This window comes from Mesonia hippocampi, from assembly GCF_014197445.1.
Taxonomy (GTDB): domain Bacteria; phylum Bacteroidota; class Bacteroidia; order Flavobacteriales; family Flavobacteriaceae; genus Mesonia; species Mesonia hippocampi.
Map to the genome: position 1 here is coordinate 86,519 of NZ_JACIFO010000001.1, position 17,715 is coordinate 104,233.

A 17,715-nucleotide genomic window follows, 5' to 3' on the forward strand; every position below is an offset into this window, starting at 1 on the left:
CCGAAAATATAATAGTGAAGAAAAAGCTACCGAATATCAGGTAGCTTTTTTAGTTTTACAACAGAATAAAAATTAAATTATAATGAGTGAAATAAAGTGGGAAACCGTTAAGGAATACGACGATATTACGTACAAAAAGTATAATGGAGTTGCACGTATAGCATTTAATAGACCAGACATTAGAAATGCTTTTAGACCAAAAACAACCAGCGAGCTTTTAGATGCATTTCATAACGCACAAGAAGATACTTCTGTTGGTGTTGTTTTACTTTCTGCCGAAGGTCCTTCATCAAAAGACGGAGTTTGGTCTTTTTGTAGCGGAGGCGATCAAAAAGCAAGAGGGAAGGAAGGCTATGTAGGAGAAGATGGTTACCATCGCTTAAATATTCTAGAAGTACAACGTTTAATACGCTTTATGCCTAAAGCTGTAATTTGCGTAGTTCCGGGTTGGGCTGTAGGCGGAGGCCATAGTTTACATGTAGTTTGCGATATTACATTAGCCAGTAAAGAACACGCTATTTTTAAACAAACCGATGCCGATGTAACAAGCTTTGATGGCGGGTATGGCTCTGCATATTTAGCAAAAATGGTAGGACAAAAGAAAGCAAGAGAGATATTCTTTTTAGGCAGAAATTACTCGGCACAAGAAGCTTATGAAATGGGAATGGTAAATGCCGTAATACCACATGACGAATTAGAAGCTACTGCTTACCAATGGGCGCAAGAGATTTTAGCAAAATCACCTATTTCGATAAAAATGCTGAAGTTTGCGATGAACTTAACCGATGACGGTATGGTAGGACAACAAGTTTTTGCAGGAGAAGCTACACGATTGGCTTATATGACCGATGAAGCAAAAGAGGGTAGAGATGCTTTTCTAGAAAAAAGAGCTCCAAATTTTGATAAAAAATGGATTCCGTAAATAAATCGTTCTCTAATCAACAAGTAGAAATAAATCTATTGCCAGATTATCAGGCAATAGATTTTTCTAAAATTTCTATAAAAAAACAACAAAAAAGTATTCTTCAACTCAGCACACTTTTAGTAATATTCTGTATTGTTTTTTTAGTGCTTTATATTCAAACTCAATTTATAGGAACCTTTTATATAGCAGGTTTTTTACTTCTCATATTTATTCTTAGTTATATTAATATTTTTTTGCAGCAACCCGTATATGCTTATGCAATTAGAGAAAAAGATATAGCTTACCGGCGTGGTTATTGGGTTACAAAAACAACTTTAATTCCGTTTAATAGGGTACAACATGTTTCGATTGTTCAGGGAGTATTTGATAAGCTTTTAGGAATTTCTACCTTAAAAATATTTACTGCTGGAGGGCAGGGGAGCGATATTAGTATACCAGGATTAGACCTTGCTTTGGCAGTAAAATTAAAAGAAGCTGTAGCAATAAGGATAAGCGTAGAAGAAGATGAATAAACAATTTTCAACTCCGCAGCGACAATCTAAAATAGGAGTGTTGCTTATTTTTTTAGAATCATTATTTAAAATTTTAAAAGGTTTATGGGTTTTAGGTGTATACTTACTTGTAAAAAAACCTTCTTTAGAAATGTTATCCTATGGACTGATAGGCCTGCTAGGGCTAGGCATAGTAACGCTTTTTTTTAGTGTTTTAAGGTATAAAAATTTTAAGTTTTATATAGATTACACTAAAGAAGAGTTTATTTTACAAAAAGGAATTTTTACAAGAGAACAACTCAATATACCTTTCGATAAAATACAGCAAGTTTATTTGAAACGTTCTCTATTACAACGCATTATTGATGTTTATGAGGTAGTAATAGATACCGCAGGGAGTAGTGATAAGGAAGTAAATATCAAAGCATTATCGGCAATCGAGGCAAATAGCCTAAAGGATATTTTAATAGGATTATCTTTAGAATCTTCTTTTACAGATAGCTCTATTGTACAAGCAAATAACCAGAAGGTAAAGTGGCGACATACATTAACACCTAATACATTACTGAAATTAGGGGTAACTTCCAATTATTTAAGAGGAGTAGGCCTTATTTTTGCTTTCTTAGCTACAGTGATTACAGAGTTGAATAGATTTACTACTACAAATAACAGCTTTTATCATGAAGTAATTACTTATGTAGAAACTAACTTTACTTCTGTAAATGCAATTGTATTAATTCTATTTATTGCCTTCATTTTTACAATTATATTGGGTTTTATTATTTCTACCGTAGAGGTTTTTATAAAATACTTTAATTTGACTTTGGTACAAACGGAAACAAGTATGGAAGTAGAAATGGGATTAAAAACCAATACAAAAACAATATTGAAGCCAAGACGTGTTCAGATGCTAATATTTAGTGTAACCCCTATCCATAAGTACTTTAATTTACATAAGGTCAGGGTTGTTTTAGCAGGAAGCTCAGATCAATTTAAGCAACAAAAAAATAATTTAACAATTCCAGGTTTACCTATAGATAAACTAGCTAAAATAAAAGCTTTTTTATATAAAAAAGATACAGAAACAACCGATGTAAGAATAAAACCCCATCGGATATTAATATTTAGAAATATATTAATGGCATCGATTCCTCTATTAATATTTGTAGTGTTTGTTTATCTATTTTTGGGATGGTCTTGGCCGTTTATAATACCTTTTATTTTACTATACGGAATAGTAATGTACTTTTTTGTAAAAAAATATTATCAAGGCTTAGAATTGAAAATAACAGAAAGTTTTATAATCAAAAAACAAGGGGTTTGGCAGCAAAAGCTTAAAATAATAGAGGCTTATAAATTACAATCTATAAGTATTAAGCAGGCCATTTGGCTAAAAAAACGAGGTTTATATAGGGTTACTTTTCATACCGCAGGAGGAGATTTATCTTTTCCGTTAGTGCCTCAAAAAGCTTTAACTTCTATTAATAAAATACTTTATAAAATAGAAACCTCTCATAAGGTTTGGATGTAAAACAAAAAACTCGCTGTTATTATTAGCGAGTTTTTTGTTTTTATGATAAAAAGCGTATTATCTTAACTTAGGAAAATCTGTAGGATTTACCTCATTAAAAATCTCATATACTTTTTCAAAAATATCTTCGGCAGAAGGTTTAGAGAAATAATCTCCATCGGTACCGTATGCAGGGCGGTGCGCTTTTGCGGTTAAACATGCTGGTTTGCTATCTAAATAACGATAAGCGTTTTGCTTGTCTAATATTTCTGATAAGATATATGAAGAAGCTCCGCCTGGTACATCTTCATCTATTACAAGTAAACGGTTTGTTTTTTGTATACTCTTTGTAATGTCTTGGTGGATATCGAATGGTAATAAAGATTGTACATCGATAACTTCTGCATTAATACCTACTTCCATTAATTCTTTTGCCGCTTCTTCTACAATACGTAGGGTAGAGCCGTAAGAAACAAGTGTGATGTCGTTTCCTTCTCGTATGGTTTCTGTAACACCAATAGGCGTTTTAAATTCACCTAAGTTGGTAGGTAGTTTTTCTTTTAAGCGGTATCCGTTTAAGCATTCTACAACCAATGCTGGCTCGTCACTTTCTAATAAGGTATTGTAAAAGCCTGCGGCTTTGGTCATGTTACGAGGTACCAAAACATGCATACCTCTTATTAGATGGATGATTCCGCCCATAGGTGAACCACTATGCCATATACCTTCTAGACGGTGACCACGTGTACGTACAATAAGTGGTGCTTTTTGTTTTCCTTTGGTACGGTAGTGTAATGTGGCTAAATCATCGCTCATAATTTGCAATGCATACAAAATATAATCAAGGTACTGAATTTCGGCTATTGGGCGTAATCCTCGCATGGCCATTCCTATTCCTTGTCCAAGAATAGTAGCTTCTCGTATACCTGTGTCAGCAACACGAAGTTCTCCGTACTTGGCTTGCATGCCTTCTAAACCTTGGTTTACATCTCCAATATTCCCTGTGTCTTCTCCAAAAATTAAGCTTTCTGGGTATTTTTCAAAAATCTTATCAAAATTATCTCTTAATACAATACGTGCGTCTACTTCTTCGGTATTTTCATCATAAGTAGGTAATACCTCTTCTACCTGATAGGCAGACCATTTGCTTTGGCTATACAGGTGGCTGCTGTAGTCGGGTTGGTTTTCTTCGAAGTAGTTGGTTATCCAATTTAATACATTGGTTTTGGCTTCTGTATTTTCGTGGCGTACATAACGCAATGCTTTGCGAGCAGTGCGTAACACTTCATGTTTTTGTACGGTTTGGATAGCGGTAAGCTCTTCGAGTAGTGGAGTAATAAAGTTTTTATTGCTGCTGCTTTCTGCAAGTTTGCTAAGTAAAGCAATTGCTTCTTTTTGTGCTTTTTTCGGTGCTTGATTTACGGCTTTCCAAGCTTCTTTTTTACCGTTGCTTACTTCTTTTTTTGCAGCTTTTTCAATCTCGCTTAATTCCTCTTCTGTAGCTATATTGTTTGTAAGTATCCAGGTACGCATTTGTGCATTACAATCGTATTCTTTTTCCCAAGCTAAGCGATCTTTGGATTTGTATCTTTCGTGAGACCCAGAGGTTGAGTGCCCCTGCGGTTGTGTAAGCTCGGTAACATGTATAAGTACTGGTACGTGCTCTTCGCGAGAAATTTTACTTGCTTTTTGGTAAGCTTCTATAAGTTCGGCATAGTCCCAACCTTTTACTACTAGAATTTCATATCCGTTATTTTCTTTATCACGTTGGAAACCTTTTACGATTTCAGAAATGTTTTCTTTAGTAGTTTGGTATTTAGCAGGAACCGAAATTCCGTATTTATCATCCCAAACGCTAATTACCATAGGTACTTGCATTACACCAGCGGCATTTAGGGTTTCCCAAAATAAACCTTCGCTAGTACTAGCGTTACCAATAGTACCCCATGCAATCTCGTTTCCTTCGATAGAGAAGTGCTCTGCATTTGTGATATCTTTTACGTTTCTGTATATTTTAGAAGCCTGTGCAAGCCCTAATAAACGTGGCATTTGTCCTGCTGTAGGAGAGATGTCTGCACTGGAGTTTGGTTGGTCTGTAAGTTTTTTCCAACTGCCGTCTTCATGTAAACTATGTGTGCCAAAATGCCCACCCATTTGTCTACCAGCAGCCATAGGCTCGTCCTCAATATTTGTATTTGCATAAAGCCCTGCAAAAAACTCTTGTGGTGTTAACAGGCCTAAGGCCATCATAAAAGTTTGGTCTCTGTAATACCCTGAGCGAAAATCTCCGTTTTTAAAGGCTTTTGCCATGGCAAGTTGAGGCACTTCTTTCCCGTCGCCAAAAATTCCGAATTTAGCTTTTCCTGTAAGTACTTCTCTTCTTCCAAGTAAACTACATTCTCTACTAACTACGGCTAATTTATAATCTTCTAAGATTTGTTTTTGAAACTCTTCGAAAGAAATATCTTTATTTTTTAATAAGGTATCTTGCATGGTTATTAACTTTTTATGATGCTTGCGAAGATAATAAAAAAGAGTATAAATGTCAATCGATTTTTGCAGATAATATACCTATATGTTTATATGTTGAATATTTTTTAATAAAAACGGCTTTTTGGAAATAAATGTATAAAAAATGTTATTTTTTCCTTGAAGTAAAGCGGCTTAATACCATTTTCTGGTGAATAATTTAATGAGTGTATTAAAATCTAACGAAATAATAAAACGTATTTTTTGGTCGTAATTGTTTTGTTCTGGTTCCCAGCCTAAGGATGAATATAGCGGGAGGTAGATTTCAAAATAATCTTGTACTAAGTTTAAACGAATTCCAGAGTCGTATAGAAATTCTGCTTTTTGTGTTCTGTTTTTTACGATGCCAACATCGGCATATAGCATAATCCAATTCCAAAGGGTAAAACTGGTGTTTGCCGTTAGCATATATTGGTTTGCAAATGCGGGTTCGAGTTTAGATTTAAAACCACCTTCGGCAGCGATATACTGCTGACTAAATAATCCGCTACTTTCACTTCTTCCGTAATAATTATAATCAAACATATAATCTGAAGGACGATCTAATGCAAAGCTAAAATAGTTGGAGTTTGTACTTTCATTAAACAAAAAAGCGCCAGCAAATAAGCGGAGTTCTATTTGCCTGTTGTTAAGAAAAAGTTTTCGCCATTTGGCAGTTGCAGAAATTTTGCTAAACTTTTTAGCAACTTGATAATCTAATGTGGTCGCAAAATAGTTAATAAAGTTTCGGTTGCTATAAGTGTATTGAATGTTTGCAATGCTATAATCAGGTTCTTCTGTAGGGTTTAATATACTCCCGTCTCTAAGCACATTTACACTTCTTAGACTAAGTATTTGGCGTTTGTTGTTGCGTAAATCGGGTTCTCTGAAATAAATGTTTAAATACGGGGAAAACCGGTAATAAAATAAATTTTTAGCATAGGAGTTTCGTGTGCCACTAAAACCATAAGTTACCTGGTATATTGGCTGTTCTTGGTATTGGTGGGTGTTGCTTAGGGTTGCCGAACCTACCAAGGCATTACTTCGTAAACCGTATTTGGGAGAGATTTTATAATTAAAGGTTTTTCTTAAAAAACTTCGGTTAGATAACCTAGGTCCAAGGCTTAACCCGTCGTATAAATTGTAGGAAAACTCGGGCATAAGAAAACTTTGCTGATACCGTGGGTCTTCGATATCTTTAAGGAGGCGTATTTGTGGAGGTCTATTAAATATACCTGTAACTTTTTTGTAATTGTTCCGCTGATTAAATTCGGGTAAAATTCCTTCGTAGTTTACCGCTATACGTGTTACGTTTTTTTTAGGGATTTTTGCCGTATAGTTTCCGTTTTGTGGACTAACCCATGTTTTATAGACAATCTTATTTTTTGATAAGCCATAAACAGGAACTGGAATTTGATTAGAAGATTTGTTTTTGATATGAACAATCAACGAGTCGGTTTCTTTTTCTACCGCCTGAATTTTAAAATCTATTTTTTTGCTGCTATTTATATAATCGTTTTTAAACCAATTGATGTTTTTGTTGCTATATTTTTGTAAACTTTCGTAAAAATCATCTGCGGTTACTTCGCTTAATTGATAGGTGTTAAAAAAATACTTGATGGCATTAGGAATTTTATTTTCTTTTAAATAATCGTCTAATACCTCCAAACCAACCCCAGCTTTAAAAGGGATGGCTATGTTTTTATTAAACTTTAGAAGGGAGTCGGTTTGGCTATTTACAGGTTGGTCTAAATTCATCCGAGCCATATTGAGGTATAAAAAGGCATAGCGGTAATTAAAATTTACATCGGCAAGATGAAACCAGCGTACGCCTATAATGCTAGATAAATTACCCAGCAGCTTCATGTCTTTATAGTACGTATTTACATAATCTATCATTAATTTTGTGGTGATAGCGTCGTAAACCCATTTTTCTGTCCGAGGATTAAGCGTTAAGGAATTTGCAAGATACTGCCGTGTAATGCTTTTAAGCATTTTAATCTCGTATTGAAACCCATCGGGAAAGGGTTGTATAAATTTAGGAAGTTGATTAAGTCCATATACAGGATTATTTAAATAATCTTCTTGTGTAAGCAACATTTTATCTTGGGGGAAATTCCCTAAATGCTGCTGAAGGTAATCTGCAATTCGGTTAATAATGATGCTTTGCATGCCTTCTTGCATTGTATTATTATCGATATTGCTAATTAAGGTAAAGTAACGTGTGTTGAAACTTTTAAACTCAGCTTCTTTTAGCAGGTATAGCTTTGTGTTAAGAAGCTTATGTCCTGTTAAGGTAATTTGCGTATCTTCTATTTGTTGGTGTAGCGATGAAAATACCGAATAGTTTTTAGGAAGTAATAAATTTAAGGAGAGGTTAAATTTATTAAAATACATATCGTCTAAATTTTTATGGCTGTAGGTTTGCCAAGAATTTTTATAGACGCTAGGGGTTATAAGCCAGTAATTAAGCTTATAGCCTTTATCATCATAACCAAAACGTGTAAAACTACTGCTAGGAATTTTTACGGTATAAACAAGCGATAGCTTAAGGCTTTGTTGTGGTAATAAGACTTTATTGAGTTTAACTCTAATAATATCGGGTTGGTTTTCTGGGCGCTCCCAAATTAGATTTTCTTCATTATTGGTAAGTTTAAGCAATAAGGTACTTCCTCGTTCTTCTTCGTTAGCGTAATAGAATTTACGTTCGTAATCTTCGGTAAATTTTTTTCCTAAAGGGGTAAGCTTATGGCTAAAAGCATTTGCCCAATCGTTTAGGAAAATTTCGGTTAATGTTTTGGTAGAAGTGTTTGTATATTCAATCTCCTGGGTAATGCTCAAGCTATTGGCTTCCTCAAGTAATTCTACCGAAGCGGTGATAGTGGTGTTTTGAGCAAAGCTTATGGCAATACATAGAAATAAAAATAAAAGACAACTATAAAGCTTCAAGCGAATGGAGATTAAATGGTTTTTATATAAATAAAGAAAGAAATTCAACTACTTGAAAATATAAGCAGTTGAATTTTACATATTTTTGAGGTGTGAAATCCTTAGAAATTAGGACTTAAATTATATTTAGTGTAGAAGTTATCTAATATTTCAAGAACTTCTTCTGGCGTGTCTACCAATTGTATTAAATCTAAATCTTCTGGGCTAATGTTGCTAAACTTATCTAAGAGCACATTTTTTACCCATTCAAACAACCCTCCCCAAAATTCGGTACCTACTAGAATAATAGGAAATTTATCTATTTTATGAGTTTGTATAAGTGTAATTGCTTCAAAAAGTTCGTCTAACGTACCAAAGCCTCCTGGCATTACTACAAAGCCTTGTGAGTATTTTACAAACATTACTTTACGAACAAAAAAGTAATCGAAATTTAAATTTTTGTCATGGTCTATGTATTTATTATCGAATTGCTCGAAAGGTAAATCGATGTTTAAACCTACCGATGTTCCTCCTGCAATATTGGCGCCTTTATTTCCTGCTTCCATAATTCCAGGACCACCACCGGTAATTACACCGTAACCATGATCTACAATTTTTTCTGCTACCTCACAGGCTATTTGGTAATATTTATCTTCGGGTTTTGTTCTGGCAGAACCAAATATAGATACACAAGGACCTATTTGGCTCATACGTTCGTAACCATGAACAAATTCTCCCATAATTTTAAAAAGTGCCCAGCTATCGTTAGTTTTTATTTCATTCCAGGCTTTTGAATGTTTTTGTTTAAAGCTCATATTGTTTTTTCTTTACTCTATAATAGGTTAATTTAATTCTTTACGAAGAAATTTAGCGGTATAACTTTTCTTCTTTTTTATAATTTCTTCTGGTGTTCCTTTAGCAATAACCTCGCCACCTTTTTCGCCACCTTCATACCCAATATCAATAATGTAGTCGGCAAGTTTTATAACATCCATATTATGCTCGATGATAAGTACGGTGTTGCCTTTATCGGTTAAGGTATTTAATACATTCATTAGTACGTTGATATCTTCAAAATGTAAACCTGTAGTAGGTTCATCTAGAATATAAAATGTATTTCCTGTATCGCGTTTAGAAAGTTCGGTAGCTAATTTTATGCGTTGCGCCTCTCCACCAGAAAGGGTTGTGCTTTGTTGCCCTAGCGTGATATAGCCTAAGCCAACATCGGCTAAGGTTTTCAATTTACGATATATTTTTGGAATATGTTCAAAAAATTGGGTGGCTTCTGTAATGGTCATTTCCAAAACATCACTTATCGATTTTCCTTTATACCTAATCTCTAGGGTTTCTCTGTTAAAGCGTTTTCCTTGGCAGGTTTCACAATCTACATAAACATCTGGCAGAAAATTCATTTCGATTACACGTAATCCAGCACCTTTACAGGTTTCACAACGTCCGCCTTTTACATTAAAACTAAAACGACCAGGTTTATAACCGCGTATCATGGCTTCTGGGGTTTTTGTAAAAAGATTTCTAATTTCAGAAAACACGCCAGTATATGTAGCGGGATTAGACCTTGGTGTACGCCCAATGGGGGTTTGATTGATATCGATTACTTTATCGATATGTTCTAAGCCTTTAATTTTTTTGTAGGGTTTAGGCTCTTTTACGCCATTAAAGTAATGAGCGTTCATGATAGGGTAGAGGGTCTCGTTAATAAGGGTAGATTTTCCGCTTCCTGAAACCCCTGTAACCAAAATCATTTTTCCTAAAGGCAATTTGACCGAAACATTTTTTAGGTTATTTCCTGTAGCTCCGGTTAATTCAATATAATTTCCATTTCCTTCTCGGCGTTTTTTAGGAATTTCAATTTTCTTTTTTCCGTTAAGGTATTGGGCGGTAAGTGTGTTGTGTTTTAAAATTTCTTTGGGAGTGCCTTGGCTAATAATTTCGCCACCGTATTTTCCTGCAAAAGGACCTATGTCTATCACATAATCGGCACGTTCAATCATGTCTTTATCATGCTCTACAACAATGACGGAATTACCTATTTGCTTTAGTGCTGCTAACGAATTGATTAACTTCTCATTATCTCGTTGATGTAAACCAATGCTAGGCTCGTCTAATATATAAAGTACGCCGACCAATTGCGAACCAATTTGTGTTGCTAAGCGAATGCGTTGTGCTTCGCCTCCTGATAGGCTTTTAGAACTTCTATTAAGCGATAAGTAAGTAAGGCCAACATCTACTAAAAATTGTAAGCGGGTAGAAATTTCTTTTACAATTTCTTCGGCTATTTTTAGTTGATTTTTGGTAAGTTCATTAGGGAGGTTTTTAAACCATAAACTTAGGCTTGCGATATCTTTTTCAGCTAACTGAGCAATGTTTTTATCATTTATTTTAAAGTAAAGTGCCTCTTGTTGTAATCTTGAACCATTGCAAGTTGGGCAGTTTACTTTATTCATGTACTTTTTTGCCCATCGGCGTAAGCTAGAGGAATCGGACTGTTGGTAAGTGTTTTCGATAAAAGGTACAATGCCTTCAAAATCTATCTTAAAATTACGGGTTATACCAACTTCTGCAGAGGTTTGCTTAAAGGTTTCTTTTCCTCCGTATAAAATCATTTCAAGCGCTTCTTCTGGGATGCTATTTATCGCATCGGTAAGTTTGAAATCGAAGCGTTTTGCGATGAGTTCTAATTGTTTGAAAAACCAATTTTTTTTGTATTCCCCTTGCGGGTCAATTCCTCCGTTTTTTATAGATTTTTTTGGGTTAGGAATAATTTTATCGATAACCGCTTTTTGCAAGCTTCCTATTCCGTTACAAGTAGGGCAAGCTCCTTTGGGCGAGTTGAACGAAAAATTATTAGGCTCGGGTACGGGGTAAGAAATCCCAGTTGAAGGGCACATTAAATCTCTACTAAAATAACGAAGCTTTTCTTCCTTATGAGGAATAAGCATCATGATATTATCACCTTGGTTTAAAGCTGTTTTTATACTTTGGTTAAGGCGTGCGTTTGTGGCTTTGTTATCTTCTACAAGTAGTCTGTCTATTACAACTTCAATATCATGTGTTTTATATCGGTCAAGCTTCATTCCTTTTTCAATATCTAGAATTTCACCATCTACACGTACTTTAAGGAATCCTTTTTTAGCAATTTGTTCAAATAGTTCGCGGTAATGCCCTTTTCTTGCTCGTATGATAGGAGCAAGGATATTGATGCGTTTACCGAGGTAATCTTTCTTGATAAGCTCTTGGATTTGCTCATCAGAGTAACTTACCATTTTTTCTCCTGTTTTATAGCTATACGCATCGCCAGCTCTAGCAAATAGCAAGCGCATAAAATCGTAAATCTCGGTAATGGTACCTACGGTACTTCTTGGGTTTTTACTGGTGGTTTTTTGTTCGATGGCTATTACGGGAGATAGTCCTTCTATTTTATCTACATCGGGACGTTCTAGACCGCCTAAAAATTGACGAGCATAAGCAGAAAAAGTTTCGATATACCTGCGTTGACCTTCGGCATAAATGGTATCGAAGGCCAAGGATGATTTCCCAGAACCAGATAACCCGGTTATAACAACCAGTTTATCTCTTGGTATTTTTATGTCTATATTTTTTAGGTTGTGCTCTCGGGCACCTATTACCTCTATATATTCGTTTGTGTTTTTCATGGTCGTATTCCAAGCGGCTAATTTACTAAATATCGTATTGATAATACACAAATCTGTGTTCTTCCTGCTTCCTCATTATTTCAAAAAAACGGCAATGTGTATTTTTTCTTAAGAAAAAGTTATCAAAATATTTTATAAATCAAGTTTTCATTTCTATGTTTGCAATATTAATTTAGATTGAATAAAAATAAGAACATGAGAAAAATTACATTTTTATTAATGGGTTTTATTACCGCTACAAGTTTTGCCCAAACCTTTACAGAAGTAACAGGAGCGATGACCAAGAATTTTTATTTTTCGGGGAGCGATGTTGGAGATTTTGATGGCGATGGCGATTTAGATTTAATAATTTGCGGAGCAACAGATACTTCGGGAAATGAAAGTCCTGATACTTCTACTTGTGTTTTGTATGAAAATGTAAATGGGAGTTTCCAAGAAAATACAGCATACAATTTAAGTTATAGCATACATTTAGGCGATGTGAAATTTATAGATATTAATCAGGACGGGTTACTAGATTTAACCCTTACAGGATTAAGTTATGCAAATATTGTAGATTATCAGCACTATACCTATTTAAATACCGGTAGTGGTTACCAATTATTAGAGACCTTGCCAGGTAAAATATATGGGTCTGTAGTTGTAACAGATTTTGATCATAATGGTTTACAGGATTATGTGCTAAACGGAACTCGTTATGATAATGAATTACAAGGTTTTGTAAATAAGGCTGAGCTATATAAAAACAAATCAACTGGTTTTGAGCGTTCATTGTTAGTAGAAGGCTCTAGCATGGGAAGCATTCAAATTGCCGATTTTAATAACGATATGGAGATGGATGTATTAATTATGGGCTATGATACCGATTATGCTCCATTTTTTAAATTCTATTTGAATAACGGACAAGGAAGCTTAACAGAACATATAGTTTTTGATGGTTATTCTAGTGGAACCATGGCTGTGGCAGATTTTAATGCCGATGGGTATTTAGATTTTGTTCTTCATGGGTATGATGTAAATCACGATTTGCACTTAAAAGTATTTTTTAATAACCAAGATGAAACCTTTACAGAAGTAGCTATTCCTAATGAAGGATTAACAATAGCTAGTGGATCAAAATCAATCACTACAGGAGATTTAAATCATGATGGGTATTCAGATTTTATTTTAGCAGGTTCAGACGATAATTATGATGATAAAGTAAAAATATTCACTTATAATCCAGCTACAGGAGCGTTTGATAAACATATAAATCCGAGCGGAATTTTAGATGTAGGAGGACCTTCTAATGTTCAGTTATTTGATTATAATGCAGACAATAAATTAGACCTATTAATCTCAGGATTTACTTATGTAAATGATGATTATTTAACCCTAACAAGTTTGTATGAAAATGCCGATACCACAACCACCAATCAAGCACCTAATGCACCAAGCAATTTGCATGCAGAAACTACAGGAAACAGAATAGATTTTAGCTGGGATTTAGCTACCGATGATAAAACCCCAAGCGAAGCACTTCAGTACGAAATTAAGGTAGGAACAACTGATGGAGGTGCCGAGTTAGCACAATATGTAGTAACAACGCCGTTTTGGTACTTAACTTTCGATGAGTTGCCAGAAGACATCTACTGGACGGTAAGAAGCATCGATGCTTCACATGCAAAATCAGGTTTTGCACCAACTTCAGGCGTATTAAGCACTACCAACTATACAAAAACACCAGCACTAGCTATATACCCAAACCCAACCCGAGCACATTTTTATGTAACCGAAGCAGCCCAACGCATAAGCATATATACTACCTCAGGACAATTAGTGCAAAGCTTAGAAAATGTGTATGAAAATACGCCTATAAATACTTCGGCATTAACCACAGGCGTATATATTGTACAGATAAAAACATTAACCAACAAAACACAAACTAAAAAAATAATCATACAAAGGTAACTCTCTCTAACCAGTCTGTTATGTTTTTTTTAGTGGTAAGGGCTGTCCGAAAGGACAGCCTTTTATGGTTAAACAGATAGCGAAGTTGCTATTTGGAATAAAAAAATACAGAAATATTTTTATTCCTGTATTTATCTTAAAAAGAAACGGAGTGTATAACAATTCTTTTAACAACTGTCAATTTAGAATAATTCTATATAAGATATTGTTAAATACATAATTTTCTAGAATAGGTGTAGTCTTTTCAAGGGTTAAAAAGCTTTGTTATTATTTGTCCATTCCATTTTTTGAGTATATGTTTGTCTTTAATTTAGATTAATTAAAAATAATAAAATGAAAAGAATTACATTATTTATGGCAAGCTTTTTTACCATTACAAGCTTTGCTCAAACCTTTACAGAAGTTGTAGATGGCGTTTCTAGAGATTTTTTCTACTCTAGTAGTAGCGTTGGAGATTTTGATGGCGATGGCGATGCAGATTTGGTTATTTGCGGAGCTGTAGATCCAGAAAATAGTGGCGAATTTGCCAATACCACAATTTGTGCTGTATATGAAAATGTAAACGGAACACTGCAAGAAAATACAGACTATGCTTTAAGTAACGGAATTCATTTAGGCGATGTGAAATTTATCGATGTTAATCAGGACGGACTTTTAGATTTGGTACTTACCGGCTTAAGCTATTTAGATATTGTAAATTATAAAAACTATATCTATATAAATACAGGCAGTAGCTACCAATTACAAGAAACCATACAAGGTAAAATAATGGGTTCTATAGCCGTGGCAGACTACAACCATAATGGGTTGCAGGATTATGTTATTAACGGCTTGTATTTTGATCAAGCAGCAAATAAAGTAACAAACAAAGTAGATTTGTATACCAACGCAAATGGGACATTTACTAAATCATTTTTAGTGCCAGGCTCACAAATGGGCGATGTACAAATTGCCGATTTTAATAACGATATGGAGTTGGATGTTGCTGTAATGGGCTTTGATACAGATACAGGAAATCGTATATTAAATGTTTATATGAATGATGGACAAGGAAACTTAATTGAAAAACAAAACTTTACAGGTATTTCTGGCGGTACGATTGCTGTAGCAGACTTTAACGTCGATGGGTATTTAGATTTTGTTACACATGGAGTAGAGGGAGAAAACCTATACAGTTTAAAAGTATACCTAAACAACCAAGATGAAACCTTTACAGAAACCGAGATTCCAAACGAAGGTATAGGAGTATCTAACGGTTCTAAAAGTATTGCAGCAGGCGATTTTAACAACGATGGTTATTATGATTTTGTGCTAATGGGCGATGATGCTAACTATAATTCTGCAGTAAAAATATTCACCTATAATTCGGCTACGGGAGGTTTTGATAAGTATACAAACCCAACCGAAATTATTAACGCAGGAGGACCAAGCAGTTTAAATGTTATCGATTATAATTCAGATAATAAGTTAGATCTATTAGTATCAGGTTTTACCGATGTAAATGGGGAATACCTTACCATAACCCGATTATATGAAAATGCCGATACCACAACCACCAATCAAGCACCTAATGCACCAAGCAATTTGCATGCAGAAACTATAGGAAACAGAATAGATTTTAGCTGGGATTTAGCTACCGATGATAAAACCCCAAGCGAAGCACTTCAGTACGAAATTAAGGTAGGAACAACCGATGGAGGTGCCGAGTTAGCACAATATGTAGTAACAACGCCGTTTTGGTACTTAACTTTTGATGAGTTGCCAGAAGATATCTACTGGACGGTAAGAAGTATCGATGCTTCGCAAGCAAAATCAGGTTTTGCACCAACTTCAGGCGTATTAAGCACTACCAACTATACAAAAACACCAGCACTAGCTATATACCCAAACCCAACCCGAGCACATTTTTATGTAACCGAAGCAGCCCAACGCATAAGCATATATACTACCTCAGGACAATTAGTGCAAAGCTTAGAAAATGTGTATGAAAATACGCCTATAAATACTTCGGCATTAACCACAGGCGTATATATTGTACAGATAAAAACATTAACCAACAAAACACAAACTAAAAAATTAATCATACAAAAGTAAACCAGTTAAGCTGGTCTTTATGTTTTTTTTTTGAAGTTGAAGCCTGATGAAAGTCAGGCTTTTTTTGTTTTTTAAATTCTTTCATATAAAAAATAGCAGTATTTTTGTAATATGAAGTACGCTTTTTTCATATTAGCACTTTTAATGCTTTCTAAACCAGTATTACCATTTCTGGAATACGCGTTTAATTATGATTACATAGCCGAAGTACTTTGTATTAATAAAGATAAGCCTGAATTAGATTGTAACGGAAAATGTTATTTAATGCAGCAGCTTGCAAAATCTTCTACAGATACTGAAACAGAAAACTCTCCCGAAAGCAATCGCTCTATAAAAATAGAATTTCAGCTTTTATATTTTGAAGAATTAAAAACACCAACCATAAATTGGGCTTCTTTCACAGTAACCAAAAAAGAAGATAATTTTTATAAGAATTCTTACAAACATCTTCACACAACATCTATTTTACGTCCTCCTATTTCTTTCATTGTATAAAACAGTGTAGAAAAGATTTTTAAAACAATAAACCAAATTTAGAACTTGGTTGGCTATACCTATGTTTTTAAACGTGTATGGTTGCCATAAAAGTTAAGCAGTAGGTTTACTTATAAATCTTCTTTCTAGGCTGTTATGTTTTTTATATAAAAAGCATACTTATATAATCTATTTAATTGATAATTTTTTAAGCAATGAAAGCAATTCATTTAGTTTTACCTGCACTATTTTTTGCAGTGACTTCTTGCACCCTAGATAAAACAGATTTTGAGGAAGAAATAGCAGTAGAAATTCCCGAGAATTATAGTTTTGAAGAAGTTTTTTCTTCTCAAAAAGAAACCTATAAAATAAGCGTAGAAGCATTAAACGGAACTTTTTATAAAGGATATAATGAGGTTCGTGTAAAGCTAACAAACGTTCAGACAGAGGAATTTTTGGCAAATTCTACCATTACATTTTTTCCTGTTTTAACCGTAGCCGATAAGCAAGAATCGTGTCCGCATGCTTCTATTTTAGAATACAATTCGGATGAGCAATACTTTGAAGGTTATGTGGTGTTTACTAAGGATAGTAATGTTGGCGATTGGAATATTCAGCTCAATTTCACTATTGAAAGTGGCGATTTTCAAGTAGATAAAATTGTTTCTGTAGTACAACAACCCAACAAAAACTTAAACATGACGAGTTTTACAGGGAATGATGAACAATACTATATCATAGCTCTTATCGCTCCTCAAAAACCCAAAGTAGCCGAAAACAATTTGGTAGCGGGAATATATAAGTATGTTGGTGATGAAAGCGCTATAATTAATAACGAACCTAATGCTTTAGCATCTTCTTTTGCAGTAGTAAATAAGTACACCTTGTTATTAGACCCAAGAATGCCAGAACCCTCTATGGGAAATCATTCTTCACCTAATAATCGCGATTTAATACAAGGAGAAGATGGCTTGTATCATGGTGTTGTAAATTATACCATGACGGGTAATTGGACGTTAAATTTCATCATGCAAAATCAGAATGGAAAAATTGTAAAAGGAACCGAAGTTTCTACCGATTTTACCCCTGGTGTAGAAGGCGAAAAGAGTGAGCTTTATATAGACATTTTATTTTAATTACTTATGAAAACATTTTATTACA

Annotated in this window: 11 protein-coding genes; 7 read left to right on the plus strand and 4 right to left on the minus strand. The window is 34.4% G+C overall.

Going from position 1 to position 17,715, the window contains the following annotated elements; all coding sequences use genetic code 11:
- Nucleotides 1-82: 82 nt before the first annotated feature.
- Genes GGR32_RS00385 through GGR32_RS00395 form a run of 3 tightly spaced genes read left to right on the plus strand, consistent with a single transcriptional unit; the run spans nt 83 to nt 2,947 of the window.
- Nucleotides 83-922, plus strand: a complete 840-nt coding sequence (locus GGR32_RS00385) for a 1,4-dihydroxy-2-naphthoyl-CoA synthase (RefSeq protein ID WP_183475464.1) — start codon at nt 83-85, stop codon at nt 920-922.
- Nucleotides 910-1,437 (plus strand): PH domain-containing protein, encoded by a 528-nt coding sequence (locus tag GGR32_RS00390; protein ID WP_183475465.1) that lies wholly within the window; start codon nt 910-912, stop codon nt 1,435-1,437. The genes GGR32_RS00385 and GGR32_RS00390 overlap by 13 nt, the downstream gene beginning before the upstream one ends.
- The gene (locus GGR32_RS00395) at nt 1,430-2,947 is read left to right on the plus strand and encodes a PH domain-containing protein (protein WP_183475466.1); all 1,518 of its coding nucleotides are present in this window, start codon (nt 1,430-1,432) and stop codon (nt 2,945-2,947) included. Before GGR32_RS00390 ends, GGR32_RS00395 begins: the two co-directional genes overlap by 8 nt.
- A gap of 57 nt (nt 2,948-3,004) precedes the next feature.
- Here GGR32_RS00395 and GGR32_RS00400 read toward each other — a convergent pair whose 3' ends face one another.
- From GGR32_RS00400 to uvrA, 4 genes are all read right to left on the minus strand, one after another.
- A complete protein-coding gene (locus GGR32_RS00400) occupies nt 3,005-5,419 on the minus strand; it encodes an alpha-ketoacid dehydrogenase subunit alpha/beta (RefSeq protein WP_183475467.1) in 2,415 nt (804 codons plus the stop codon).
- 171 nt (nt 5,420-5,590) lie between these two features.
- Entirely contained in the window at nt 5,591-8,383 is a 2,793-nt protein-coding gene (locus GGR32_RS00405) for a gluzincin family metallopeptidase (protein ID WP_183475468.1), read from the minus strand.
- A 101-nt stretch (nt 8,384-8,484) separates the two neighbouring features.
- The gene (locus GGR32_RS00410; protein ID WP_183475469.1) at nt 8,485-9,177 is read right to left on the minus strand and encodes an LOG family protein; all 693 of its coding nucleotides are present in this window, start codon (nt 9,175-9,177) and stop codon (nt 8,485-8,487) included.
- A 27-nt stretch (nt 9,178-9,204) separates the two neighbouring features.
- Nucleotides 9,205-12,036: an excinuclease ABC subunit UvrA gene (gene uvrA, locus GGR32_RS00415; RefSeq protein ID WP_183475470.1), complete on the minus strand. Its 2,832-nt coding sequence runs from the start codon at nt 12,034-12,036 to the stop codon at nt 9,205-9,207.
- A gap of 195 nt (nt 12,037-12,231) precedes the next feature.
- On the opposite strand from uvrA, the gene GGR32_RS00420 reads away from it, so the two are divergent.
- From GGR32_RS00420 to GGR32_RS00435, 4 genes are all read left to right on the plus strand, one after another.
- Nucleotides 12,232-13,986, plus strand: a complete 1,755-nt coding sequence (locus GGR32_RS00420; RefSeq protein WP_183475471.1) for a T9SS type A sorting domain-containing protein — start codon at nt 12,232-12,234, stop codon at nt 13,984-13,986.
- Between the two features lie 333 nt (nt 13,987-14,319).
- A complete protein-coding gene (locus GGR32_RS00425; RefSeq protein WP_183475472.1) occupies nt 14,320-16,080 on the plus strand; it encodes a T9SS type A sorting domain-containing protein in 1,761 nt (586 codons plus the stop codon).
- 111 nt (nt 16,081-16,191) lie between these two features.
- Nucleotides 16,192-16,575: a hypothetical protein gene (locus GGR32_RS00430; protein ID WP_183475473.1), complete on the plus strand. Its 384-nt coding sequence runs from the start codon at nt 16,192-16,194 to the stop codon at nt 16,573-16,575.
- Nucleotides 16,576-16,769: 194 nt separating this feature from the next.
- Nucleotides 16,770-17,690 (plus strand): hypothetical protein, encoded by a 921-nt coding sequence (locus GGR32_RS00435; protein ID WP_183475474.1) that lies wholly within the window; start codon nt 16,770-16,772, stop codon nt 17,688-17,690.
- Nucleotides 17,691-17,715 lie beyond the last annotated feature (25 nt).